The 22,811-nt window shown below is 61.6% G+C and carries 23 protein-coding genes; 13 read left to right on the forward strand and 10 right to left on the reverse strand.

The genetic code is table 11. The annotated features are described in order from the left end of the window. Window positions 1-49: 49 nt before the first annotated feature. Window positions 50-298 carry a hypothetical protein gene (locus ABSB13_RS03855; RefSeq protein ID WP_428105646.1) on the reverse strand — a complete coding sequence of 83 codons (249 nt, stop codon included), beginning with the start codon at window positions 296-298 and terminating at the stop codon, window positions 50-52. A gap of 750 nt (window positions 299-1,048) precedes the next feature. Here ABSB13_RS03855 and ABSB13_RS03860 point away from each other — a divergent pair. Next, a complete protein-coding gene (locus ABSB13_RS03860; protein ID WP_428105648.1) occupies window positions 1,049-2,896 on the forward strand; it encodes an alkaline phosphatase family protein in 1,848 nt (615 codons plus the stop codon). A gap of 259 nt (window positions 2,897-3,155) precedes the next feature. On the opposite strand, the gene ABSB13_RS03865 is transcribed toward ABSB13_RS03860, so the two are convergent. Then, window positions 3,156-4,439: an MFS transporter gene (locus ABSB13_RS03865; protein WP_428105649.1), complete on the reverse strand. Its 1,284-nt coding sequence runs from the start codon at window positions 4,437-4,439 to the stop codon at window positions 3,156-3,158. A 124-nt stretch (window positions 4,440-4,563) separates the two neighbouring features. On the opposite strand from ABSB13_RS03865, the gene ABSB13_RS03870 reads away from it, so the two are divergent. The 6 genes from ABSB13_RS03870 to ABSB13_RS03895 all read left to right on the forward strand — a co-directional run bounded on the left by ABSB13_RS03870 (window position 4,564) and on the right by ABSB13_RS03895 (window position 9,123). Beyond that, window positions 4,564-5,292 (forward strand): hypothetical protein, encoded by a 729-nt coding sequence (locus ABSB13_RS03870; RefSeq protein WP_428105650.1) that lies wholly within the window; start codon window positions 4,564-4,566, stop codon window positions 5,290-5,292. Between the two features lie 272 nt (window positions 5,293-5,564). After that, window positions 5,565-6,380: an IS1 family transposase gene (locus ABSB13_RS03875; protein WP_428105651.1), complete on the forward strand. Its 816-nt coding sequence runs from the start codon at window positions 5,565-5,567 to the stop codon at window positions 6,378-6,380. A 4-nt stretch (window positions 6,381-6,384) separates the two neighbouring features. Next, entirely contained in the window at window positions 6,385-6,537 is a 153-nt protein-coding gene (locus ABSB13_RS03880; RefSeq protein WP_428105653.1) for a hypothetical protein, read from the forward strand. A gap of 88 nt (window positions 6,538-6,625) precedes the next feature. After that, the gene (gene sppA / locus ABSB13_RS03885; RefSeq protein WP_428105654.1) at window positions 6,626-8,368 is read left to right on the forward strand and encodes a signal peptide peptidase SppA; all 1,743 of its coding nucleotides are present in this window, start codon (window positions 6,626-6,628) and stop codon (window positions 8,366-8,368) included. A 27-nt stretch (window positions 8,369-8,395) separates the two neighbouring features. Beyond that, window positions 8,396-8,812 carry a DUF6306 domain-containing protein gene (locus ABSB13_RS03890; protein WP_428105655.1) on the forward strand — a complete coding sequence of 139 codons (417 nt, stop codon included), beginning with the start codon at window positions 8,396-8,398 and terminating at the stop codon, window positions 8,810-8,812. A gap of 62 nt (window positions 8,813-8,874) precedes the next feature. Then, the gene (locus ABSB13_RS03895; protein WP_428105657.1) at window positions 8,875-9,123 is read left to right on the forward strand and encodes a hypothetical protein; all 249 of its coding nucleotides are present in this window, start codon (window positions 8,875-8,877) and stop codon (window positions 9,121-9,123) included. Window positions 9,124-9,171: 48 nt separating this feature from the next. On the opposite strand, the gene ABSB13_RS03900 is transcribed toward ABSB13_RS03895, so the two are convergent. Then, entirely contained in the window at window positions 9,172-9,675 is a 504-nt protein-coding gene (locus ABSB13_RS03900) for a Fur family transcriptional regulator (protein WP_428105658.1), read from the reverse strand. Between the two features lie 8 nt (window positions 9,676-9,683). Next, window positions 9,684-9,977 carry a hypothetical protein gene (locus tag ABSB13_RS03905; protein ID WP_424671702.1) on the reverse strand — a complete coding sequence of 98 codons (294 nt, stop codon included), beginning with the start codon at window positions 9,975-9,977 and terminating at the stop codon, window positions 9,684-9,686. Window positions 9,978-10,081: 104 nt separating this feature from the next. Between ABSB13_RS03905 and ABSB13_RS03910 the strand changes: the two genes are divergently transcribed. Then, entirely contained in the window at window positions 10,082-10,918 is an 837-nt protein-coding gene (locus ABSB13_RS03910) for a universal stress protein (protein ID WP_428105660.1), read from the forward strand. On the opposite strand, the gene ABSB13_RS03915 is transcribed toward ABSB13_RS03910, so the two are convergent. Next, window positions 10,915-11,622 (reverse strand): DsbA family oxidoreductase, encoded by a 708-nt coding sequence (locus ABSB13_RS03915; protein ID WP_428105661.1) that lies wholly within the window; start codon window positions 11,620-11,622, stop codon window positions 10,915-10,917. The two genes, ABSB13_RS03910 and ABSB13_RS03915, sit on opposite strands and share 4 nt — an antisense overlap. 55 nt (window positions 11,623-11,677) lie before the next feature. On the opposite strand from ABSB13_RS03915, the gene ABSB13_RS03920 reads away from it, so the two are divergent. Then, window positions 11,678-12,181, forward strand: a complete 504-nt coding sequence (locus tag ABSB13_RS03920; RefSeq protein WP_428105662.1) for an NUDIX hydrolase — start codon at window positions 11,678-11,680, stop codon at window positions 12,179-12,181. A 70-nt stretch (window positions 12,182-12,251) separates the two neighbouring features. Here the strand turns inward: ABSB13_RS03920 and ABSB13_RS03925 are convergent, their stop codons facing one another. Then, a complete protein-coding gene (locus ABSB13_RS03925; protein WP_428105663.1) occupies window positions 12,252-12,458 on the reverse strand; it encodes a hypothetical protein in 207 nt (68 codons plus the stop codon). A 366-nt stretch (window positions 12,459-12,824) separates the two neighbouring features. On the opposite strand from ABSB13_RS03925, the gene ABSB13_RS03930 reads away from it, so the two are divergent. The 3 genes from ABSB13_RS03930 to ABSB13_RS03940 all read left to right on the forward strand — a co-directional run bounded on the left by ABSB13_RS03930 (window position 12,825) and on the right by ABSB13_RS03940 (window position 15,705). After that, on the forward strand, window positions 12,825-14,591 hold the full coding sequence (locus ABSB13_RS03930) for a gamma-glutamyltransferase family protein (RefSeq protein WP_428105665.1): 1,767 nt from the start codon (window positions 12,825-12,827) through the stop codon (window positions 14,589-14,591). Window positions 14,592-14,928: 337 nt separating this feature from the next. Further along, window positions 14,929-15,315, forward strand: coding sequence for a YMGG-like glycine zipper-containing protein (locus ABSB13_RS03935; RefSeq protein ID WP_428105677.1), 387 nt, complete (start codon window positions 14,929-14,931; stop codon window positions 15,313-15,315). A 42-nt stretch (window positions 15,316-15,357) separates the two neighbouring features. After that, complete coding sequence (locus ABSB13_RS03940) at window positions 15,358-15,705, forward strand: YMGG-like glycine zipper-containing protein (protein ID WP_490338401.1); 348 nt, start codon at window positions 15,358-15,360, stop codon at window positions 15,703-15,705. 73 nt (window positions 15,706-15,778) lie between these two features. Here the strand turns inward: ABSB13_RS03940 and ABSB13_RS03945 are convergent, their stop codons facing one another. Further along, the gene (locus ABSB13_RS03945; RefSeq protein ID WP_428105668.1) at window positions 15,779-16,582 is read right to left on the reverse strand and encodes a methylated-DNA--[protein]-cysteine S-methyltransferase; all 804 of its coding nucleotides are present in this window, start codon (window positions 16,580-16,582) and stop codon (window positions 15,779-15,781) included. Window positions 16,583-16,603: 21 nt separating this feature from the next. Next, a complete protein-coding gene (locus tag ABSB13_RS03950) occupies window positions 16,604-17,239 on the reverse strand; it encodes an RNA polymerase sigma factor (RefSeq protein WP_428105669.1) in 636 nt (211 codons plus the stop codon). Between the two features lie 48 nt (window positions 17,240-17,287). On the opposite strand from ABSB13_RS03950, the gene ABSB13_RS03955 reads away from it, so the two are divergent. After that, on the forward strand, window positions 17,288-17,980 hold the full coding sequence (locus ABSB13_RS03955; protein ID WP_428105670.1) for an NnrU family protein: 693 nt from the start codon (window positions 17,288-17,290) through the stop codon (window positions 17,978-17,980). Here the strand turns inward: ABSB13_RS03955 and ABSB13_RS03960 are convergent. Further along, window positions 17,977-18,786 (reverse strand): TatD family hydrolase, encoded by an 810-nt coding sequence (locus ABSB13_RS03960; RefSeq protein ID WP_428105672.1) that lies wholly within the window; start codon window positions 18,784-18,786, stop codon window positions 17,977-17,979. The genes ABSB13_RS03955 and ABSB13_RS03960 overlap by 4 nt on opposite strands. Before the next feature lie 79 nt (window positions 18,787-18,865). Continuing rightward, on the reverse strand, window positions 18,866-22,528 hold the full coding sequence (locus ABSB13_RS03965; protein ID WP_428105673.1) for an Ig-like domain-containing protein: 3,663 nt from the start codon (window positions 22,526-22,528) through the stop codon (window positions 18,866-18,868). Window positions 22,529-22,811: the final 283 nt, after the last annotated feature.

Below are 22,811 nucleotides of genomic sequence, written 5' to 3' on the forward strand. Positions count from 1 at the left end.
GTCGTTTCTCGTGAGAGTCCGCGAAGCGTCAACCGCTTCTTACCGCCTTTCAGTACCGACTATACACGCGAACGATCAGCGTCTTATTTATCTCACCGATTTGTTGCTTGATGGCATCCGCAGTCGCGTCTGGGGAATCCGCATGGTTGACATAGAACCAAAACTCACCGGGCGGCACCTGCGTCCTGCGTTTTTCTTGCAGCCACCGCTGGTAGTTGGCAGGGCTTCCCGGGCCGCAGTCCTTCAACAGCTCTTCAGAGAATCCCATTCTTTTCTCAACGTCCATTTGGTTGCTCATCAGCGCTCTCTTTTCTCTCAGGCTGGCGCTTTTCCGCCGCCCCATACTCCGAGGATGCGCGCGGTAGGCAGTGCTTTCAATTGGGCGGCGCGAGATTCGTCAACAATTTCGTTAACAATCTGTCCACAGTCGCCGATATCGGCCGAAAACGGTCGAGACCCGTTTGACCGCATTCGATCTCATTCGGCCCAAACCGCGCCCGACCTTGCCGGATGCCCTTACATTATCTCTGCTAAAATGGCGCATTTTTTGGTGGGCAGCTCACCGTGAGAGTGGCGCAGAACCCTCACCTACCTCGCTACGCTCGGCCTCCTCTCCCGTGAAGTAACGGGCGAGGTAAGGAGCGGGATTCTTCGCTTCGCTCTAGAATGACACAAAAATTGGACCCTGCGCAGGATGACACACAAAAGCGAGCGGGCTCTTTCTTAATCAACCCCTTCTAACAGGGCGCAGCCCGCATCTTCTATTCTTCCTCGCTAAGGTGCAGGGGTTACCCCTGCCCAAGGAAGTGTGAAACCCACGGTGGGTTTCGCATACAATTGAGTTCTCCCGTCGAACGCTCCGGCGTCCGGCGTTAGTTGCGCACGGCGTGCGTTCAAGCCGATGCTGCGCGGAAATTCATCGAAGAACGATTGACACGGTCGGTCGCGGGCCGCTTTGATGATCGATTGGATGTTCTCCACTCGACGCTTGTCTAAAATTCTCGCTTTTCATCTCTTTTTTATGGTTGCGACAGCCGCGTTTGTGGCCGTGCCATCCCTGGCGCAAGACCATTTTGATGCGCATCGTGGCCGCGGCCGTATCGTGGTGCTGATGGTATGGGATGGGCTGCGGCCCGACTTCGTCACCCAACGCGACACGCCGAATCTGTACCGGATGGCGCGCGAGGGCGTGCGCTTCGACAAGCATCATTCGATCTTCCCGACGCTTACGATGGTAAACGCCACCGCGCTTGCCACCGGCGCGCCGCCCGGCGTCAACGGACTCGAGGGCAACGTGTTCTACTTGCCGCCCTCGGCAGATACGCCGGCGTCCGTCAGCAACCTTGCTCCCGGTGAGGCCAAGCCGGGGGCGCCGACGATTGCGAAAGACGCGCAGGGTCGGATGGTCTGGACGGAGGGCGCCAGGGCGATCGTTGGCTTAAACGGGGCCGATGGATTCAAGGGGCGCTTGATCGGGTTGGACACAATCACGCAGGAGGTCGCGCGCGAGGGCGGCTACGTTGCCGTGATCGGCAAGCAGGGACCGACCTCGGTGTTTGACAATCGCGTTGAAACGGTCGTCGACGGCAAGGATATTCTCGGCGAGCCGCACCAGGATTACCTGTTCGCCTCGGACGATCTGGTCGAGCCCAAATCTGCGAGTCAGAAAATTAGCGCCGCGATGCCGCCCGATTCGAAAACCGCGATCGCCGATGGGCAGCGCGATATGTACTTCGCGCGGCTGGCGGTGGAAGACGCCCTGCCTGCCGCCAAGCGCGCAGCGGATGCGGGCCGGCCTGCGTTGGTCGTCTTCTGGCAGCACAATCCCGATCTCACGCAGCACATCGCCGGGTTGGGCACGTTGCCCGCGGCGGAGGCACTGAGCCTTTGCGACGACAACCTGATGCGTCTGCGCGCGGCGATCGAAGCGTTGGGCATCGCGGACAAAACGGACCTGATCGTGGTCTCGGACCACGGCTTCGCGACGATTAAGTTCCGAATCGTTCTGTCGGAAATGCTGGTGTCGGCGGGAATCAAGAAATCGCACGACAGCACCGACGTTATCGTCGCCCCCAACGGCGGCACGGACCTGATTTACCTGTCGCCGACCGAATTTCCCACGCCGCAGTCGCGCCATGCGGTGCTGCAGAAGATCGTCAACTTCGCCGAGGCGCAGGAATGGTGTGGGCCGATCTTCTCGCGCGAGTCCGCTCCGCCTCCCGATGAGCGCAGCCGTCGTGGCCGCGGCCGGCGCGCGCCGAAACCGTACCTCGGATGGATCGACGGCACCTTCAGCCAGCGCGTCGTGGGTCTCTACAATCCCGCGCGCTCACCGGACCTGGTGATTTCATTTCGCGAGGAGCCCGACGCTGACAACAAGGGCCTTACCGGGCCGGCCAATCCCGCATTCCTGATCGGCGAAATCGGGCAGGTCTCGACCCCCAACAAGTCGGCCGAACTGGTGCATCCGGTAAAGGGACTCGTGTATGCGGATAACGGGACCAGCAAAACGTTCACGACCGGGATGGGGATGCATGGCGCGGCAGGCGAGCGCGAGATTCATAATTTTTGCGCCGCGATTGGCCCGGACTTCCGCCACGGGTTCGTCGATTTCAATCCCACCGCCAACACCGACGTTGCGCCGACGATCACGCAGATACTGGGTATGATGCCGAATATCGGCCCCGGCGGTGCGGTGCCCGCGGGACGCGCGATGGCCGAGGCGTTGACCGATGGCCGCCGCAGCGCGGGAGGCTCGCATACGCAAACGATGACGACTGACCTGATGCTGCAAGGCGTCGAGGCCGTGACGACGATTCAAGTGAGCTGGATCGGTGACGAGCCGTATCTCGACGGCTCAACCGTCGTGCACAAGCCGCTGGGCAGTTCACCATAGGCAGGGGTGACCCCTGCACCCAATGTTAAGGCCGCGCTCCGTTGTCGCGCGCGGCCACTACCCCGGGCGCGAGTATCTTAATACTGGCCAGCCGTGCCAACGGCCAGGGCTGACCCCTGCACGCAGTGAAAAGAGAATCGGCACCGCCGCGGGATGCGGGACTTCGTCCCTGTTAGAACTGGTTAAGAGGAGACGGGGCGCCCTTTTTTTGTGTCATTCAGAGCGCAGCGAAGAATCCCGGTTCCTTGCTGGATCGGTGTTAGTCGAGCGCGGTGATTGAGCGGGCGCGCGTCTCGGGAATTATCCAGACCATCAGGGCGCCCAGCGTCGAGAAGACTGCGCCGAGCGAAAGCGTCGCGCCGAATCCAAACCGCGCGCCGAGCGCCGCAATCAGGATCGGCGTGAAGAACTGAAATCCGCGCGTGACGTTGAGTAGCAGTCCCAGAGACGTATTGCGAATCCGCGTCGGCAACAGTTCGGCGATCATCGGCGCGATGCCGGCCCAGATACCGGTGCCGAATCCCGCCGTGAACATCGCAGCCGCGATGAGTCCGGGCACCGCCCGCGCTGAACTCCATAGTATCGTCGGCGGGATGGTGCCGGCCGCCATCAGTATCCCGTATGCGCAAAACGCGGGGCGGCGGCCGAATCGGTCCGCGACGCGGCCAAACGTCAGGTAGCCGAGCACGCCGCCCGCCTGCATGGTGATCATCAGGCGGCTGGCGCCGGCGGCGGTGAGCCCGCGCTTGAGTTCCAGGTACCCCGGCATCCAGGTGTAGATGAACCAAAACGCCTCGGAGTTCAGCAGCACGACTACGAACAGCAGCGCGAAGATTCGCCGGTGAACGAGAATCGCGCGCAAGTCGACGCCGCGGTTAAGACTCGCGCGCGTGCGCTGCCATACGTCGCTCTCCGGCATCCACTTCAGCACGGCGGCGACGACAAATACGGCGGGGATGGCGGAAACCATGAACGTCAGACGCCATCCGATCGCGGGTGCGAGATAACCACCGGCCGCCGCCGCCAACAAAACCCCGAGCGGCGATCCCGTCTGCACGTATGCTGCGTATCGCGCGCGGCGCTCGGCCGGCACGCTTTCGGCAACCAGACTTTGTCCGGGGGCCCATCCACCGCCCATCCCGAGCCCGGTTATCGATCGAAACACGATCAGTTGGGGGAGGGTATGGCTGAAGCCGCACAGCGCGGTGCCGACGCCGTAGATCGCGACGGTGGCTGCGATCGTTGGTTTGCGTCCGAAGCGATCGCCGAGGAAGCCGAAAATGACTCCGCCGAGCGCCGTCATCAGCAACGATGTACCCAGCGCAATCGACGACTGCTCCGGCGTCAGATGGAGTTCGCGCGCAACCGGGACCAGCAGGAACGAGTAGAGAACCAGGTCATAGAAGTCGAAAATCCAGGCGGCGAAGGCGAGCGCGATGATCCTCAGATGAATCGCGCCGGCCGCGCGCTGGTTCATCAGCAGTTCGCGCGGATTGCCCGGGACGCCGGGCCTGGGCGGCTGTATATTGGCGACTGGCTCCATGGAAGCGGGTATGGTTGGCTATTCATAGGCAGTTGCGACTGTCAAGGGAACGCGCGCGGCGGGTAGTGATCTAATTTGCCCGCTCACTCCGCTTCGTTCCTGTCCCTAAATTGGAGACAAATCAATGTCACAAATAAGCCCATTTATGGCTTGTATTGAATTGGCGCGTTATGCTAGTGTCGCTGGTGTGAGCTTTCGAATCTTAGCAGACGGCACGATAGAAACCGATTCAGTCGAGGATGCGCTAAAACTCCGTACCGCGCTTCTGCGGCAAGAAGCGCGTCGCCAACTGCCTGACCCGGATGATCTTCCGTTGAATGCGCAAAAGTTTTTATTTGTGATCGAAGCCAATCCTTCGGGACTCACTTCGGAAGAGATTTCCAAAAAGACGGACATCCCTACAAAAAGTGTTCCACCCCTCATACGCGGATTAGGCTACTGGGCAACTCGCCACGGTTTCAAACTTGACAAACTTCTCGTGCGCAAACAGAGCTTCGAGAAGGGCAAGCCGATTTCAACCTACACACTGACGGTTGAAGGACGCCGAAAGTTTCAGAAGTTTTTGAAACAGTCACCGCTGATAATTCACCTCGATCCACCGGACAAGGTGCCCGACTTCGATCCATTCGAGAAAAAGCGGGGAACGCTAAAGCCGATGGATGAGGACGAACTTCTATTTAAGGCAGCACAATTAAAGAACGTCAGATGGACCCGACCGAATCAGAGCTTCGTTGCCCCCTGCCCGATCAATAGCGATCACAAACTGGCGGCCTCTCTTGGCGGAATGAAGTGCTTAGGGGGCTGTACGAACGATGCGATCGCTGCGTTCTTCGCCAAACAGGACGATGAATAATCTTGCGGACAGAGACGCGCGCAACCGGCCTCCAAAGCCGGAGCAATGCATCTGTGCGCCTGTGAAGGCTTGGGTCACGGATTGGCGTGATCAACCGCCGTGGCCCAAGGCCGGATTAATTGAAACGACCGACGCGAGTGCTGCTAACACCCGCGTCAGTCATAGCCTTGACGTGCCCGAGCTACCGGACACAATCGCAGCCTCACGCAGATTGTCTCTCCGAGTTCGCGGCCCGTCAAGCAGACGGGAGCAGAAACGCGAACACACTCAGTTTGGAAAGGCAATCGCAAATTCTTTCCGCCCTCGTAGAGGGCAACAGCGTCCGCAGCACCTCACGCATGAGCGGCGCGCATATCGGCACGATCCTGAGCCTGCTTAGGCGTGCAGGCGACGGATGCGAGCGCCTGATGGACGGCATGATGCGTAACCTTTCCTGCAACCGTCTGGAATTGGACGAAATCTGGGCTTACGTCCAGATGAAACAAAAGCGGGCCGCACAGTACCCTGAGCGCAAACCGGAAATCGGAGATTTCTACACTTTCGTTGCGCTGGATGCTGAGACTAAATTGGTCCCGGCCTTTCGGGTTGGCAAACGGACGTGGAGCGAATGCGATGCGTTCATTAGCGATCTACGTTCGCGCCTGGTCTCGCGTCCGCAGATTTCGACGGACGCATTCGCCGGTTACTACGGCTCGATCCGCCGGGCATTCGACAGCCAAGTCGATTACGCCCAGATCACGAAAGTCTTTGCGTCTGACGCGAATTGGGGGCGCTACTCGCCTCCAATATTGATCAACTCCATCAGAGAAAACTTAATCGGAACGCCAGACGAAGATTTTATTTCCACGTCATACGTGGAGCGGCAGAACCTTACGATGCGCATGAGCATGAGGCGCTTCACTCGCCTGACCAACGCTTTCAGCAAGAAGCTGGAGAACCTAAAAGCGGCGGTCGCCCTGCACTTCGCGCATTATAATCTGGTTCGGATTCACAAGACGCTGCGTTGTACGCCCGCGATGGCCGCTGGCGTGGCGGATCGGCTATGGTCGATGACGGATTTACTCGAAACTGTATCCGCGGAGGGATAACACAATGGCCGATTCCATCAACGACGTTGATATTACGCTGACCCAAATCCGAGACGTGCTCATTTTAATAGGGGTGATACTTGGGGAAAACGGGGATGAAAAACTTGTGGCGAAAAAAAAGCTGTGGGAGTTAGCGCAACAGCAAAATATAGTTTGAAGTCAAATTAGATCACTACCGCGCGGCGGCGCGTCATTTTGACTCCGCCAAGGCGCAGCGGCGCGCGACTTGCAGTTCGGAGGAGTGAATGTTCAGAAGATTTTTTCGATGGGTTGTTCGAACGGTGATCACCTTCGCGGTGCTGTTCGCGATCATCGCCATCTCGGATTACATCTCGCATCGGGTGCAGCCCAACTCGGTTCTGGCAGTTGAACTTAAAGGACCGGTAGCCGAGCGCGGCGGCAGCGGCCTGCTCGGCCTTCTCAGTACCCATCAGACGGGGCTCAACGAGCTGCGCAATGCGATCGACCAGGCGGCGAAGGATCCGAAGATCGTCGGCCTGGAAATCAAGGTTATCGACCCGCAGATGGAACTGGCGCAGGCGCAGGAGATCGTCGCACTGATCCAGTCGTTCAAGAGTCACGGCAAATGGACGGCCGCGTATATCGAGACCGCCGGCGAATCGGGCGCGGGCAATCTGCCCTACATCGTTGCGGCCGCCGCCGATGAAGTCTCGCTGATGCCGCGGGGAGACCTCAACCTGATGGGCGTGCAACTGCGCGAACTGTTCATGCGCGGCACGCTCGACTGGCTGGGGATCACGCCGAACTTCGCCTCGGCGGGGCAGTACAAGAGCGCGGCCAACATGTTCACCAACAAGGACTTCACGCCGGCGCAAAAGGAAGAGGACGAAGGGCTGGCCGGGAGCCTGTTCGATCAGATCGTCGCGGCGATCGGGGCCGAGCGCAAGCTCAGTCCCGACGCGATCAAGGCCTTGATCGATCAAGCGCCGTTGAATGCGGACGAGGGCCTGAAGGCGCGGCTGGTGGATCGACTCGAGTACGAGGACGAATTCAGCGAGCGCGTGAAGCATCACGGCGGCTCGCTTCACAAGGTGATTGACTACGACAATTACGCGCGTGCGAGCCTGTTCTCCGGCTTTGGCGCCGGAGATCAAATCGCGGTGATTTACGGAGATGGAGAGATCCAGCGCGGCGGCGAAGGCTTCGATCCGTTTTCAGGTCCCGAGACCGAAGCGATGACCGCCGACGACATGACCAAAGCGTTCAAGTCCGCGCGCGAGGATGACGACGTTCGCGCGGTTATTTTGCGGGTCAATTCACCCGGAGGCTCGATGCTCGCGTCGGAACTCATCGACCGCGAGGTCGAGCTCACGGCGAAGAAAAAGCCCGTGGTCGTCAGCATGTCGGGATACGCCGCTTCGGGCGGATACTTGATATCGGTTCCAGCCGCGAAGATTATCGCCGAACCTGGCACGATCACCGGCTCGATTGGCGTGCTCGGCGGCAAGTTCAACGTCTCGCCCGCCGTGCAAAAGATTTACGCGAACACCGACGCGGTCAGCCGCGGAGCAAACGTCGGGATGTTCGACATGTGGACCGACTTCACGCCAGCACAATCGAAGCAGTTCCAGGATGAGATCATGCGCGACTACCAGTACTTCCTGAAACTGGTCGCGGCCGGCCGCCATATCACGGTGGAGCAGACCGATGCGGTCGCGCAGGGACGGGTCTGGACCGGAGAGCAGGCGCTCAAGCTCAAGCTGGTCGATTCGCTTGGCGGACTCGATGAGGCGATGGCGGCCGCGAAAGGATTGGCGCGCCTCGCTCCCGATCAGCCGGTCGGAATCATCGAGCTTCCCGAGCAGCCGGGACTGCTGCAATCGCTCGGCAAGGGCAAGATGGTCGCGTCGATCACGCAGCGCCCGGCGGCGCGATTCGTCGAGCCGGTCATCGACCTGATTCGCCTGGCGCTCAGCGGTCACGCGATTTTCAGCGCCGCGTATTGCCCGGTGGTGCCGATGCTCTGATCGCCGGCCATGGCCGGAGGCAAGCCAGTGGATTCGCAACTCGAAGGATTTCTCAATTTGTTGGGTGAAGCCGAGCGCGCCGGTGGCCGCGTCCTGCACGATCTCGCCGAGCTGGCCCATTCGCTCGAGCTGCGCGAGATGCTCAAGAAGGTCGGCCACGACGAAGGCTACTATGCCGGAGAGCTGGCGGCGCACGTGCGGCGCCTGGGCGGCAGCCCATCGACCAGGACCGGAGACTTTGTCGAGAAGGTGCGCGCGGTCGGAGATTTTCGCGGCAAGCTCGAGTTGCTCAATCGCGGCCAGCGATGGGTGATTCGCAAGATCGAGGAAAACGTCGCGACCGCCGGCGATGCGCCGCTCAAGGCATTTCTGGCCGTGATGGCCGAGGGGCATCGGGTCAATATCGGCGCGCTCGAAGCGGCGCTGAAGGAAGGGCTCGTCTAACCGCAGCGCGGCAGCTTGCCGGTCACGCGGTTGGCGGCTGCAATACGTTCGGAGCAAGTCTGGTGCGGCAAACAATTATCGGTCTGCTGATGGTGGCGTTGACGGCGGCGTTTTTCTATCTCGTGGGAAGGCGCCGCTACAAGTGCCCGTTGTGCGGACGCGTCGTCAGGTATGACCACGTCAACTGTCCACACTGCGGCAACGACATGAAGTATCGCCATCGCGCCGGTCCCGAGCCGGTTCCCAGGGCCGCGGCGGACCTGCGGCCGGCCAGGCGCCGGCCTTCCGGCGGACGCTCTTCACGGAGATGAGGTCGGCTCGGGCGCGGCGCGACCGGCGGATTGCCCGGAAAATCGCGGCTACATTGCCGGCTGGGCGTGGCAGTCGGAGCAGAGTCCGTACAGTTCCATCTTGTGCCGGGTCAGCGTCACGCCGAGATCGCGGGCGACGATGTTTTGCATGCGCTCGATCGCGGCGTTCTCGAACTCGATGATCCGGCCGCATCGCTCGCAGATGAAATGATCGTGATGGCGCTCGCCGACGGCTTCGTAACGCGCCTGCCCCTCGTCAAAATGGCGTTCGTACAACAGCGCGCATTCCTTGAGCAGGCGCAGGGTCCGGTAAATCGTCGCATAGCCGACGTGCGGGTTGATCTGCTTGACCTTCGCGTGCAGTTCTTCGGCGCTGATATGATGCCCGAGCTCGAAGAATACGCGTGCGATGTCGTCGCGCTGGCCGGTGGACTTGAGCCCGCGCTCCTTGAGCCGGACGTGGAAGGCGCGCATCCGCTCTTCCGTGCTGATCGCGGGTTTGCGATCGATTACGGTGTGACCAGCCGACGCGATTTCGCCGGAACGCGGCATCTCGGTGCTCAGGCCGGGGCGTCTCCCAGGTGAACGACGCGCCGTGCCGCGGGCGACAGGTACAAGGATTCGAGATCGCGCAAGCGCAGCGCCTCGGCAATCACTTCGAGCTGCTCGGCGGCAGGCTGATCGCGATCGATAATGACCAGGTTCTTGTCGCGCAACCGGCAGGCGCCGCCGCGGGTGCGGTAGCCAATTTCGCGCATGATCTTTTCGCGGCGGACCTCGAGCCCGACGCGCTGGGCAGCCTCGGTGAGCTCATCGACGATTCTCATCATCCGCGCCTCGCTAAGTTCGCTCATTTCACCCGCCTGCTTGCGCAATCGATTGTGGCTGCGGCCGCGTCCCCTCTTGAGACAGCACTGCGCGGCATGTTATCGCGATAATTGACTCGGAGGTCACACACTTGATCAAGAAAATCCTCGTCGGCATCGACAACTCCGAGCACTCTCACAACGCACAGGCGTACGCCTTCTATTTTGCCCGAATCTTCAATGCGTCGGTGATTGGATTGCATGTCGTCGATATCGTGTCGATCGAAGGATCTTTTTTTCATGATATATCAGGTTCGCTCGGGCTGGAACCATATCTGGATTTCTCGTCCAAGATGCGCGAGGTGCTTACCGCCCGGGGCCGCGCCGCGCTCGACGAGTTTGCCGCCGCGGCAGGGCGCGAGAATATTGCGGTCGAGACCGTGATCGACATGGGGATCGTCGCCAACCAGATTTGCGAGCGGGCGCGCAGCGCCGACCTGGTGATGATTGGGCATCGCGGCGTCAACGAAAAGTTCTCGACCGGGCTTTTGGGTTCGACGGCGGAAAGCGTGGCGCGCAAATCTCCACGCCAGCTGTTCATCTCGCCGAGACGATTTCGCGAGGTCAAACGCCCCGTGCTGGCGTACGACGGCAGCGAACGGGCGTCGCGCGCGATGCGCTCGGCGGCGGAAGTCGCCCACGGCCTCGGGGTTCCGATAACCGTCATTACCTGCGCGCGCGATCCCAAGCTGGGCGAGCGCACCCTGGCCGAAGCGCGCACCTACTTCGAGAACTACACGCCCAAGGCCGAGTTCAAGCTGCTGCAGGGGCACGCCAACGAGGAAATTGTGAAGTTCCTCAAGGAGCACGATGCCGACCTGCTGTTCATCGGGGCATACGGGCACAGCAGGATTATCGAGATGGTGCTCGGCTCGACCACCGAGTTCGTGCTGCGCAACGCGCCGTGCCCGGTGTTCTTGGCGCGCTAGGCGTGCGGTTCCGCGGCGCGCTGACGGATGAAGCGGCCGAGCAACAGGCGCATCGATTCGATCGGCTGTATCCCGATCATCGGAAAGTCGCCCAGGATAAACGTCGGGAAACCGAGCGCGGAAAACTCGTCGGCCTCGCGCTTGTGCCCGGCAATCCGCGCTGACATCGCTCCGCTGTCGAGCGCCGCGCGAAACTTCGAGCGATCGATGCCGGCGCGCTGTGCAATCGCGTCGAGCACCCCGCGCTCCGCGATATCGGCGCCTTGCTCGAATGCCGCGCGAAAGACCCCGTCGTGATACGCCGGGAAAACGCCCGCGTCGCGCGCGATTTCCGATCCCTGCAGCGCGGGAATCGAATCGAGCCAGCTCGGCGGCGGCGCGACCGCAATGCCCGTCTCCGCCGCGACCAGCAGCACCTTTTGCCGCTCGCGCTCGCCCAGCACTCGGCCGGGCTTGAAGCGAAAATCGCGCGTCGCGATAGGCACGCCCTTCCACAGCGCCTCGAAGCCGAGTTCGTCCTCGAGCTCGGCGACGATTCGCCACGCGATGTAGCAAAGCGTCGAGGCGTAATCGAAGTAGATTGGAATGCGAATCCGGTTCATATTTTCGCGACGCCGTCCGCTCGCGCTGACTCCGATAATCTCCCGTTCAAGCATCGCCTGCAATTGGCTCGGGCCTCCCGGCGCGGCGCTTGCGCGGCTCACGCGGCTCGCACATTCTTGATGCACCATGTCTTCAAATCGCCGGCCAGTTCTCAAATTGGGTGTCGTTGATTTCGGCGTCGAGAGTGCGACGCTGCCCGGAGGCGTGCAGGTCGATCTCCCGGTCATCAGGCATCCCGGAGCCAGCGCGATCGTCGCGCTTTACCCCGACCTGAATATTGCGATGCTGCGCCAGTATCGGCACGCGATCGGCGGCTGGCTGTGGGAGATTCCCGCGGGATGCCGCAACGCCGGCGAGGACGGGCTCCAATGCGCGCGGCGCGAACTCGGCGAAGAGGCAAGAGTCGCGGCCGCGCGATGGGACCATCTTGGGTCGATTATCACGATTCCAAGTTTCTGCGACGAGCGAATCGAGATGTACCTGGCGCGCGAGTTGTCAGCCGGAGAGGGCACGCTCGATCACGACGAGGTGATCTCCGTCAGCCGCGTGCCGTTCGAGGAAACGTTTGCGATGATTGGTCGCGGCGATATCGTCGATGCGAAATCAATCGTCGCGCTTTATCGCGCCCGCGACTTTCTCGAACTGGAGCGCCGCGGCTAAGACTCGCTGACCGGCGCATCCCTTGGGTGTGAACAGTGAGAGGTGAACGGCGCGGTGCGCCGCCCCCCGGCTACTGGATTACTACTTCGTCCGGAAAGAGGAACGTGGTGGCGCCGTCGTCGAATTGCACCAGATACATGCGCCGGTCCAGATTATTTACCTCACGCAGGATGCGTGGTTGTTCGCTGAATCGACTGCGCCCATCGTGGTCGCGCACCGGTTTCTGGAGCTTGCAATGCCTTCCGACTAGTTTTTCTGTGCTTAGGCCGCTCATCATATTTTTACCCCTCCACTCCCTCCTAGCCATCGACCATCCCCATCATCCTGACTCTAATACTAGCAATCTTTGGGCCTAATATTTAGACGCTTGGGAGGGGTCCGCGTTACATTTATCCAGAGGTGTGGAAAGCCCTGCAAATCAACGGGTTTCATGTTTTTTCGACGAAACTTGAGCATTGACGGCCTGGTCTGCGTTACCGATTCGCGGCGCCGCAGTGACCGAATACAGGCACCTTTTTGCTAAGTTGGGGACCGGATGTTCAAATAAGCACCGGGGAAATAATTCGCGAAGAACCGCATTCCGGAGCGATCCCGTAACGAAACCCGGCCCAGGGGGAAAATTTCACAGGGAAAAATTACCCAGATGTCCACAATTTACCCGCTCATAATGGGTCGGCGCGCGATGCTTGCGACGGAGCACTATCTGTCCGCCTCTGCCGGTGCGCGAATCTTCGCCGGTGGCGGAAATGCCATCGACGCTGCCGTCGCCGCAACCTTCGTCGAGGGTGTCGTCAACCCGCACATGCATACCATCGGCGGCGAGGCGCCATTGCTGATTTATTCGGCATCTGCCCGCCGCGTGGTCGCAATCAACGGCAATATGATGGCGCCGCAGCGCGCGACGATTGCCCATTACCTGTCGCTCGGCCTCGAACTGATCCCTGCGGCGGGGCTGCTTGCCGCCGGCGTCCCCGCCGCCTTCGACGCCTTGGTGACTGCGTTAAGAGATTTCGGAACGAAATCTCTGGCCGAGGTTCTCGAGCCGGCGCTGGAGCTTGCCGGCGACGGTTTCCCGGTGCACGTGGGACTGTCTGGCGAGGCTGGCGGCCCTGACGATGCCATCGCCGGGGCGGGCGCGTCGATCCGGAGCAACGCCAGACGGTTCCTCACCAAATGGCCGTCTTCAGGGCGCGTTTATCTGCCCGATGGCCAAGTCCCGCAGCCCGCAAGCGTGCTCAAGAATCCCGCGCTTGCCAATTTTTTCAAGCGCGTGCTCGATGCCGAGTCAGGCGCAAGGAATCGTGGACGCGACGCAGGCCTCGACGCCACGCGCGAGCGCTTCTATCGGGGCGACATTGCGCGCGAAATCGTCGCCTGGTCCGACGCCAACGGCGGCCTGCTCGCCGCCGGCGACCTCGCGCGCTTCACCACGCGAACCGAATCGCCCGTGAGCGCGGACTATCGCGGCGTCACAGTCTTCAAGTGCGGGCCATGGTCGCAGGGTCCGGTCTTCCTTCAGCAGCTCAAGTTGCTCGAAGGCTTCGAGCTGGCCGCGATGGGCCACAATTCCGCCGGCTATATCCACACTGTCATCGAGGCCGCCAAGCTCTCGTTCGCCGATCGAGAGGCTTATTACGGAGATCCCGAATTCATCGACGTTCCGCTTGCCGGATTGCTGAGCGATCGTTATGCGGCGATTCGTCGCGAGCTTATCGATTCCGGGCGCGCCTCGATGGATCAGCGGCCGGGCGATCCGGTTGCGATGCGTGCGTTGCGCGACGGTCCCGCCGCCGGCGCGCGCCCATGGGGTGCGGGCACGATTCACGTCGCGGCGGCAGACCGCGCGGGCAACCTGATCGCCGTCACGGCCAGTGGCGGATGGATTCCCAGCTCGCCGGTGATCGACGCGCTTGGCTTTCCGCTGGGAACGCGGATGCAGACTTTTTATCTCGACGCGCGCCATCCCAACGCGCTCGAACCCGGCAAGCGCCCCCGCACCACGCTGTCGCCGTCGCTCGCGATGCTGAACGGCGATCCGTACCTGGCGTTCGGCACGGAAGGCGGCGATCAGCAGGATCAATGGATGCTGCAATTTTTTCTGAACGTGGTCGATTTCGGAATGGACCTGCAGGCCGCCATCGAGGCGCCCAAGTTTTCGACGCCGCATTTCCCTTCGACGTTCTATCCCCACGGCAGTCGTCCCGGCGTCGTGCGCATCGAGGATCGAATCCCCGCAATCGTGCGCGACGTGCTCGCCGCCCGTGGCCATCAGATCGAAGTCCGGCCGCCGTGGTCCGAGGGTCGCGTGCTCGCGGTGCAGATCGACACGAAAACCGGCGTGCTCTCAGGCGGCGCCGATCCGCGCGGCCAGGCCGCGCCCGTAATGCCCGCGCAAGTGATCGGCTGGTAGCACGGGTGACCCCTGCACCCAATGTTAAGGCCGCGCTCCGTTGTCGCGCGCGGCCCCCGCACCCGCATCGGGAAGAAGCGAAAATCTGCGCAGCGCATCTTTTCGCTACTACGCACTGGCAGGGGTGAGCAGGGCTGAGCCCTGGCCGGGACGCTTGCGGCAACTGCGGAAGATGAATATTCGTTTATGATGCACGACAATTTCGGACATGGGCGCGAATTCCATGCTACGCTCGATGCCCGGAATGGTTGATCGCCCACGCAGAAGGTAGAAAACTGGCGGGGGCAAACGAACTCGCCTGTTGTTGGCTGGAGGAATATTCCAGCCGTTGACAGGCATGAAAACTGCTCCCCGTGGAAGGAGGAAGCTCGTGCGGACAAACGTGGCGTCATTGATTAAAGGTCTGCTCGTGGCGATTGCGATCGTGGCGGTTGTGGGATGCTCGGGACAGCCACTTTCGACACGTGAGAAGGGCACATTCATCGGCACCGGAGTCGGAGCCGCAACCGGTGCGATTGTAGGCGCCGCTGTGGGTAACCCGTTGGCAGGCGCGGCAATCGGCGGCGGCATCGGCGCGCTAGGCGGATACGTGGTCGGCAACGAGATGCAGAATCAGGAAAACGCCAACAAGCAAACTCAGACACAGATTCAATCGCAACAAAAGCAGATCGAAGGTCAGCAACAGCAGATTCAACAATTGAAGCAACAGCAGGAAACCGAATAGCTCGGCTGACGTATCAATTATTGGAAGATGGAGGTTCTCATTATGCGCAAAAGCATTGCACTAATCATGACTCTGGCGCTGGCGGGAACGCTCGTTCTTGCAGGATGCACAGGGCAGCCGATGTCCACGCGTGAGGAAGGCACTCTCGGCGGCGCGGCGCTGGGCGCAGGCGGCGGTGCGCTGATCGGGGCGGCCGTAGGCCACCCTTTGGCGGGTGCGGCGATCGGCGGTGTTCTGGGCGGTGGTACCGGCTACGTAGTCGGCAATTCGATGCAGAATCAGGAAAACGCCAACGCACAGACCCAGCAGCAGGTGCAGCAGCAACAGCAAGAAATCGAGAATCAACGTCAGCAGATTCAACAGCTCAAATCGCAGCAGGAAACCGAGTAATCGGACAGCGAGATCGGCTCAAAAGGGCGGTGCCGCGTTCGGCGCCGCTCTTTTTTTTCTCAGCCGGCCTGATTCACGCAGGCTTGCACAGCTTGCATGCTCTCAGCCCCGCGTGACTCGCGCACTTGGCATCCGCGAATATCAGCATCTTTGCCGGATCCGCGCGGCGCGCCGCCGAGCAGTCGGGCCGGCAGAAGATTCCGGTGCGTCGATGCCCCATCACGGCGAGTGCCGGCAATCTTAGATCGCGCCCGAGTTCGAATCCCTCCGCGCGCAGCAGCTTGACCTTGTTGTCCACGCCGCCGCCGTAATTGCCGATCGTTCCGTCGGAGCGAATCACGCGATGGCACGGCACGAAGATCGGGATCGGATTCGACGCCATCGAGTTGCCGATCGCGCGCTGGCTGTCGGGCTGTCCAACCGTCGCGGCCAGGCTGTGATAGGTGATCACCGCGCCGGGCGGGACTTTCCGAAGCGAGATGTACGCGCGGCGCTGGAAGTCGCTCTCGACCAGGCTCAAATCCACCGGATGCGCCGTCGCATTGAAGTCGCCCGCGAATACGCGATCGATTTCCGCGCCGATCCGGCGGGCACTCGGCTCATTCTCGATCAGATCGAACTTCTTGCGCAGGATCTCGAGCGTTCGCTCGCCGCCGCTTATGAAAAGAAAGTGAAGCGCCGCGAGGCCGCGGTCGCTCTCCGCGATCAGCAGACGCCCAATTGGCGACGAAATCACTCCGACCCGCACTTGCGGCCGGCGGATAATCTTCATCGCGCGCTCGATGCGCGGCCGCGTCTGCCGGATCAATGCGTCGAGCACCCGGTCCTCGATCGGCGCACTGTGCTTCGCTTGCGTCGCGATTGGATTGGTCTTCATCTTGATGACTCGTCTAATTGACTACTCTTCGAGCCTGAGTTTCTTCAGTTTTTTCACTGCCTGATAGACGCTTGCCCGCGCGCTTTCGGCCGAGCAATCCAGCACCGTGCCGATCTCCGCATATTCGAGCCCCGCGAACTTGCGCATCATCAATGCCTGGCCCTGCTTGCCGGGCAGCCGCGAGATGGCCCTCTTCAAATGAAGCGCGCCTTCGGGTCCGGCGCCGAGCTGATTGGACGCGCGATCGGCCGGCGATCCGCCGTCGGCGGTATCGCCCGCGATCACGCGCCCGCGGCGCATCCTGTCCCGCGCGCGATTGCGGCACAGGTTCGATGCGATTCGAAAAACCCACGGCCGCAGTCCGTCTTCCGATTGCAGCGTGGGGTAGGCGCGATAGGCGCGCAGCCACGTCTCCTGGAACAGGTCCATCGCATCCTCGCGGTCGCCGGTCGAGCGCATCAGGAAGCGCATGATCTCGCGTTCCATGCTTTTTACCGCCTCTTCGAACGGCGGCGGAATCCTTATTTCGCATGCCCTGCCCATCACGATATCTATAACCCCGCTCGAGCCGATTCGTGAATCGAGCCGGATCGCGCCGATGCCGCTGGTCCGCAGCCGGCGCGCTGCATTTGACGTGGGCCGCAATCCTGCGATCATCGTGATGGCGCGCAGCCTCGACTAGCGGGCGATCGCGCGGAGGTCTCTATGGATGCGACTGTCTGGATCGCACTGTGGGCGGTTTTGTTCCTGGCCAGTCATCTGATCATATCGTCGTCTGCCGTCCGGCCCTGGTTGATAAGCGCGGTCGGCGCGCAGCCCTATCGCGGCATCTATTCGCTAATCGCGTTCGCCACGCTGGGACCGTTGATCTACGAATTCGCGCGCCACAAGCACGCCGGCCCCTTGCTTTGGGCGCTGCGCGCGGTGCACCCGTTTCGAGAGCTTGCGTGGTTGCTGATGCTGACGGCGCTCATCTTGTTCGTCGGGGGCCTAATGAATCCGAATCCAGGCGCGATGGCCGCGTCGGGGGGCGTGAGCGAACCGCGCGGCCTGCTGAAGGTAACGCGGCATCCAAGTTTTGTTGCGTTCAGCCTGTTTGGAATCGCGCACATGCTGATGAACGGACGGGCCGGCGACGTGATTTTCTTCGGGATGTTTCCCGCGCTCGGAATCATCGGCGGGATGCATCAGGACCGGCGCAAGCTTCACGAACTTGGCGATCGCTATCGCAAGTTCGTCGCGAAGACCTCGTTCGTGCCGTTCGCAGCGTTAATCGGCGGGCGCGTTCGATGGGCCAGCGGTGACATGCCGTGGGCGGCGATTGGCGTGGGCGTATTGCTGTGGGTCGTGATCGTGATGTTGCATCCGATGATCTTCGGCGGCCATCCGCTTGGTTAGGCGGGTCGCGCCGGCGTGTTTGCCGGCGGCGGAAGCCTGAACAAGCGCGCGGCGTTCGCGATCACCTGTGTGCCGAGTGATGCGGCGTCAACGCGTCTAAGCTTCGCGAGCATTTCGAGCGTGCGAGTGACGTAGGCCGGCTCGTTGCGTACCCCGCGATACGGCTCTGGTGCGAGATAGGGTGCGTCCGTCTCCACCATCACGCGGTCATCGGGAACGATCGACGCGGCCTCGCGAACCGAGGCGGAATTCTTAAACGTGATGATCCCCGAGAACGAGATGCACAGTCCGAGCGCGAGGAACTCGCGCGCCGCGTTGGTGTCGCCGGTGAAGCAATGAATCACGCCGCCGCGCGGCGGAATCCCGGTCTCGCGCGCGATCTCGACGATCCGGCGCTCGGCGTCGCGGCAATGAATCACGATTGGCAGGTCGAGCTCAGTGGCGAGCGCAAGCTGCGCGCGCAACGCCGCTTCCTGCGCTTGCGGCGGTGAGTGCATGTAATGGAAGTCAAGTCCGCTCTCGCCGATCGCGACAACCTTTTTCGACGCGGCGAGCCCGCGCAACTGTGCGATTCGCTCCGGCGTGCAATCCCGGGCGTCGTGGGGATGCACGCCGACAACGGCGAAGACATTGCGGTGATGCTCAGCGATCTCGACGGTCAATCGATCGCTGTCGATCGGACCGATCGCGCCGACCGAGATGATCTGCGCCACGCCGGCGCCGGATGCGCGCGCGATCACGGCTTCGACGTCGTCGCGGAACTTTGCGTCGGCGAGATGGCAATGCGTATCGACAACCGTTGTCATCCGGAAATTCCATTTCGAATTCCAGGTTCGACTCGCACCGACATATTGCCGACGCCGCTAGTCACGAGCGTTCAGATCATTACTTCGCTGCCTTGCCGACGCCCTCGAGCTTGACGGCCTGACCGAAGCTCGGCTCGAGGTTATCTTGTATCTGCATCGTGCCGATGTACTTCATAGGGGCGGTCGGCGTGAAGGTCACCGAGACCTTGCAAGTTCCCGCCTTCACACCCTTGGATTTCGGGCCGAGGGAGTCATCGTTGCAGGCCTGACTGATGCTGAACGGGCTCGTCACGCCGGATTCCATCTCGATAAAAATCGGGAGCGGAGTTATGGTCTTCTTCTTTTTCTTCGTGACCTTGCCGGCATTGGTGATCTCGACCGACTTGATCTTGTCGTTACCAACCTTGACGTCGCCGAAGTTGAGGGCCTTGGGCGATACTTTAAGCTTGCCGGCGACCGGAGGCACGACCACCGTGAACACCTTCGAGTCGCTCGAGGGGTTATATTGCGAGGTTCCCGGGAAGTTGGCAGCAAGCGTCATGAGTCCGATCCCGGAGGGCGTGATCTCACAGGAGGCGTTGCCGCTGCTATCGGTTGTGGCGCCGCATCCTCCCCCGCCGAGCGTGAAGTTGACCGTCTGGCCCGCAAGTGCGGCTAGCGGTTTCGCCGATAGATCCGTCAGGTTCGCGGTCACGGTGACGGCTTGGTCCGGCGGCGAGCTGGTTGGGCTCCCGTTGAGAGTCAGGAGGGTCACATCGGTACCTGACCCCCAAGTGACCAGCGCCTGATTCGAGGTGATGGGGGAGCTTGACACTGTCGTGGACGCAATGACCGCGTCGGTGCCTTGACGCGCTCCGGTGTAAGTGAGGATGGCGTTGCCGTTGGAATCGGTATTCGCCAACTGGCTCTTTGGGTTCGCTCCGGTGATTTGAAATCTGACCGGCGTTCCGGCCGGCACGGTTGCGAAATGGACCGAGGCCGTAAGCGTGACCGGACTGCCCTGCGCCGCGTTGGAGCTGAACGTCGCGGGCGTCAGCGCGAGCGTGGGCGGACTCGGCGCGGTATAGTTGCACGCGCCGCTGGCGTCCGTGATTCTCCACACGGCGACGCCCTGCGCCAGGTAGATGCATCCGTCGGGACCGGTGATCATTCCGTTGCCCCAGCCGTTGGCGATGATCGGCGTGCTGACCGTGGGCGTGGGAGTCGTCAAATCGACAACGCTAATCGTGAGAGGCGTATTTGGAGTGGTGCTCGTGTTCGCGGGGAAGTTGGCAACCAGGAATTGCGCGTCGCCATTGGACTGCGTCCCGTAGGCGAGCAGCCCCTGGTAGAACTGTGGAAGGTTGGGCAATACGGTCACGACCGGTGGATTGGGCCCGCTGGTCCCGGTGACCATCACCACTTGGTCACTATCATAGATATACATGTCGCCGCTGGGCGCGAACGCGATAGTAGCATTGCCCGAATTCGGCAGGGTTGCGTACACCGTGGTCGTCGGCGAACCGGTGCCCGGCCCCGAGATTCGCCATAGTGCGGTATTGTCGCCCCCTCCTCCGCTGCACGAATCGTCGGTGAACAGGTCGCCGCTCAACGGATCGAGTGAAAGCGCTGCGGGGCAGGTAAGGCCGGATGCGACCGTCGCGATCACCGCGCCGGTGGAGGGATTGATCTGCCATACCGCGCCGTTGGTGTAGCTGCCGGCGGTCGCGTACAGGCTGGCGTACAGGTTGCCGCTATTGTCGAAGGCGAGTCCCGCCAGGCTCTCTCCGATCGTGGCAAGCAAGGTTCCGCTGTTGGCTACCCCGCCACCGGGCGGAATCTTGTACAAATTTCCAGTCGGTATGTCGGAGACATAAAGATTTCCGCTCGAATCGAACGCCATCCCATAAGCGCCTGGGCAGTAACTGAAGTTGATGCTGTCGTAGAAGAAGTCCTGCGCCTCGAATCCGGTCGCGTATGGTGTCGCGATAAATCCCGGCGCCGCCACCACGGTGTTGGAGCATCCAGCTTCCGGAGCGCTGCTGAAGGTGACCGTGCCAGTCTCTGGAAAAGGAAGATTGCCGTCGGTCACGTCCACCGCCGAGTAGGTAATCGTCTCGTTGTTCGAATCCACCGCGGTGAACTCGATCGTACCGCTGCCGTTGGTGACGGGCGGAATTGGTCCGCTAATCACCGAATTGCCGCCAGTCTGATTAATCTGGACGAGTTTTCCGGGCGATGGCCGGCCCAGCGAGTCCTCAAGCGTTACGGTGATATCCGCCGGAGTTATCCCGTCTGCCGTGACGGTGGTCGGGAACGCATTGAGTCCGGCCGAGGTGGAGGGCGGCGGGACGAACGACAGTGAAGGTTTTTGCGCCACGGTTACGCCATCGGTCGTATCCGTAGCAGTAAGTGTGAGATTTTCAGTGTTGAGATCGGTGATGGAAAAGACCGCGTTTCCGTCGTTATCCGTCACCGCGCTGGAAGGAGTAATCGTGGCGCTGCCTGCCGCCGCGGTAAGCGAAACGCTCTTGCCACTGATTGGAAACCCGTTGGTGTCCGTAAGGACCGTCTGCGCCAGCGCGGTGGTGGCGCCGTCGGCGGGGGCGGAGGCGTCCGCGTTGGCTCCTCCCGCGGCTACAACCGAGAGGCTCGGGCTGGGCGCGCCCGGCGTTAAGCCGGTAAGCGCCAGCCGCAACTGTGGAAAATCGGGCGATCCCAAGCCGACGTGCGCGAAGTCGGATCCCATCGATGCCGCGGAGTGGAACGCATTGGTACCGGCCAGCGGATACAATTGCGAGTTGGCGTTCCCGAGGTTGGAGCCCAGCATCGCGTTCAGGGTGGCCGCGTAAGCCGCCCATTCCGGCGCCGCCATACTGGTCCCGCCAAAGCGCCGCCCGCTCAGACAACCCCCTAAATCCGCTTGGCAAATCTGAAGGCCTTGCGCCGGGTCAGAATCGATCACCACATCCGGTACCGAGCGCATCGTGGAGCCGCTAAGTCCGCTCTGGTAAGACGGCGCAGCGAAGAATGTACTTACGCCGAAACCACTCTGTCCCGTGGGTGGCGTATGATCAGCGCCATTCCACCACGTCTCGCTTCCGTACGTCATGCCAGGGCCGGGCGCGGGACTGGTGCCGCCTACCGCGGTCGCATGGGGCGAATCGGCAGGCACTCCAATGGTGTTTGCGCTACCGTCAAGGCAGGTGGTGCCGGAATCGCCGCTGCCGTTAAAGACGCTGATCCCGGCCGCCGCGGCCGATTGCAGAACCGTATCGATGCTTTGCGCGTCGGCCAGTGACATCTGGTCTTCGCACTCGGACCACGAGTTACTGATTACCGTGTCGCCATCGTCGATCATGGCGCTGAACATCGTCCCAAAGGAGGTTCCATTGGGTGCGTCGTAAACGACGTAGCTGGTCGCGGGCGTTGACGCCAGCAGCATCACCGTATCGACGTCGAGCAGAACCTCTGACTCCCCTGGTCCCGGCGTCGCCACCCCGCCGTCCACCGGCACTATGCTTAGCTGTCCGAAGTTGCCGCCGCCATTGACTTCCAACCAGTCTTGTACGTCGCTGGGCGTGAACGTATCGAATTCCAGCAGGCCGATTTTCTGCGGGTTCTTGCCCAGATTCGTGTCCGGGGACGCTGCGGATGAATTTCTCGCGGCGGATGCGCCGCTCCGGCCCACAACGCCGGCGATACCGGCGGCGAAGAAGTCAGCGCACCCCTTGTTGCTTGACCAAATGGAAGAGTCGGCCATAGCCATGAGAGAACAAAGCCCATAAGCTTCGCCCGACCCGACCAGAAGACCGACGCATGCTATCTCGAAAAGCGGAGCCGATTCCGGGAGCACCGTAATGATGCCAAGTTCCACAGTACCAAACGCGGAGGGAGTGGTGGTCGGAGTGAACGGGAAACAGATCTCGCTGGTGACCTCCCAGTCCGGTGCGGACCCTGCAGGCAAGGCGGCCAGCCCGGAGTCCGGCGCCGATCGGGACGGGATCGCGAGATTTGACAAACCAGTAATCGATTGCACTCGCGAC

Origin of the sequence: Binatus sp. (SeqCode), from assembly GCF_050013435.1 — a bacterium.
Classification (GTDB): domain Bacteria; phylum Desulfobacterota; class Binatia; order Binatales; family Binataceae; genus Binatus.

What these genes read in the sequence shown, in the direction of transcription:
- ABSB13_RS03855 (WP_428105646.1), bottom strand. Translation starts at nt 298, where the DNA reads ATGAGCAACCAAATGGACGTTGAGAAAAGAATGGGATTCTCTGAAGAG.
- ABSB13_RS03865 (WP_428105649.1), bottom strand. Translation starts at nt 4,439, where the DNA reads ATGGAGCCAGTCGCCAATATACAGCCGCCCAGGCCCGGCGTCCCGGGC.
- ABSB13_RS03870 (WP_428105650.1), top strand. Translation starts at nt 4,564, where the DNA reads ATGTCACAAATAAGCCCATTTATGGCTTGTATTGAATTGGCGCGTTAT.
- ABSB13_RS03880 (WP_428105653.1), top strand. Translation starts at nt 6,385, where the DNA reads ATGGCCGATTCCATCAACGACGTTGATATTACGCTGACCCAAATCCGA.
- sppA (WP_428105654.1), top strand. Translation starts at nt 6,626, where the DNA reads ATGTTCAGAAGATTTTTTCGATGGGTTGTTCGAACGGTGATCACCTTC.
- ABSB13_RS03900 (WP_428105658.1), bottom strand. Translation starts at nt 9,675, where the DNA reads ATGCCGCGTTCCGGCGAAATCGCGTCGGCTGGTCACACCGTAATCGAT.
- ABSB13_RS03905 (WP_424671702.1), bottom strand. Translation starts at nt 9,977, where the DNA reads ATGAGCGAACTTAGCGAGGCGCGGATGATGAGAATCGTCGATGAGCTC.
- ABSB13_RS03925 (WP_428105663.1), bottom strand. Translation starts at nt 12,458, where the DNA reads ATGATGAGCGGCCTAAGCACAGAAAAACTAGTCGGAAGGCATTGCAAG.
- ABSB13_RS03930 (WP_428105665.1), top strand. Translation starts at nt 12,825, where the DNA reads ATGTCCACAATTTACCCGCTCATAATGGGTCGGCGCGCGATGCTTGCG.
- ABSB13_RS03935 (WP_428105677.1), top strand. Translation starts at nt 14,929, where the DNA reads ATGAAAACTGCTCCCCGTGGAAGGAGGAAGCTCGTGCGGACAAACGTG.
- ABSB13_RS03940 (WP_490338401.1), top strand. Translation starts at nt 15,358, where the DNA reads ATGCGCAAAAGCATTGCACTAATCATGACTCTGGCGCTGGCGGGAACG.
- ABSB13_RS03945 (WP_428105668.1), bottom strand. Translation starts at nt 16,582, where the DNA reads ATGAAGACCAATCCAATCGCGACGCAAGCGAAGCACAGTGCGCCGATC.
- ABSB13_RS03950 (WP_428105669.1), bottom strand. Translation starts at nt 17,239, where the DNA reads ATGATCGCAGGATTGCGGCCCACGTCAAATGCAGCGCGCCGGCTGCGG.
- ABSB13_RS03955 (WP_428105670.1), top strand. Translation starts at nt 17,288, where the DNA reads ATGGATGCGACTGTCTGGATCGCACTGTGGGCGGTTTTGTTCCTGGCC.
- ABSB13_RS03960 (WP_428105672.1), bottom strand. Translation starts at nt 18,786, where the DNA reads ATGACAACGGTTGTCGATACGCATTGCCATCTCGCCGACGCAAAGTTC.
- ABSB13_RS03965 (WP_428105673.1), bottom strand. Translation starts at nt 22,528, where the DNA reads ATGGCCGACTCTTCCATTTGGTCAAGCAACAAGGGGTGCGCTGACTTC.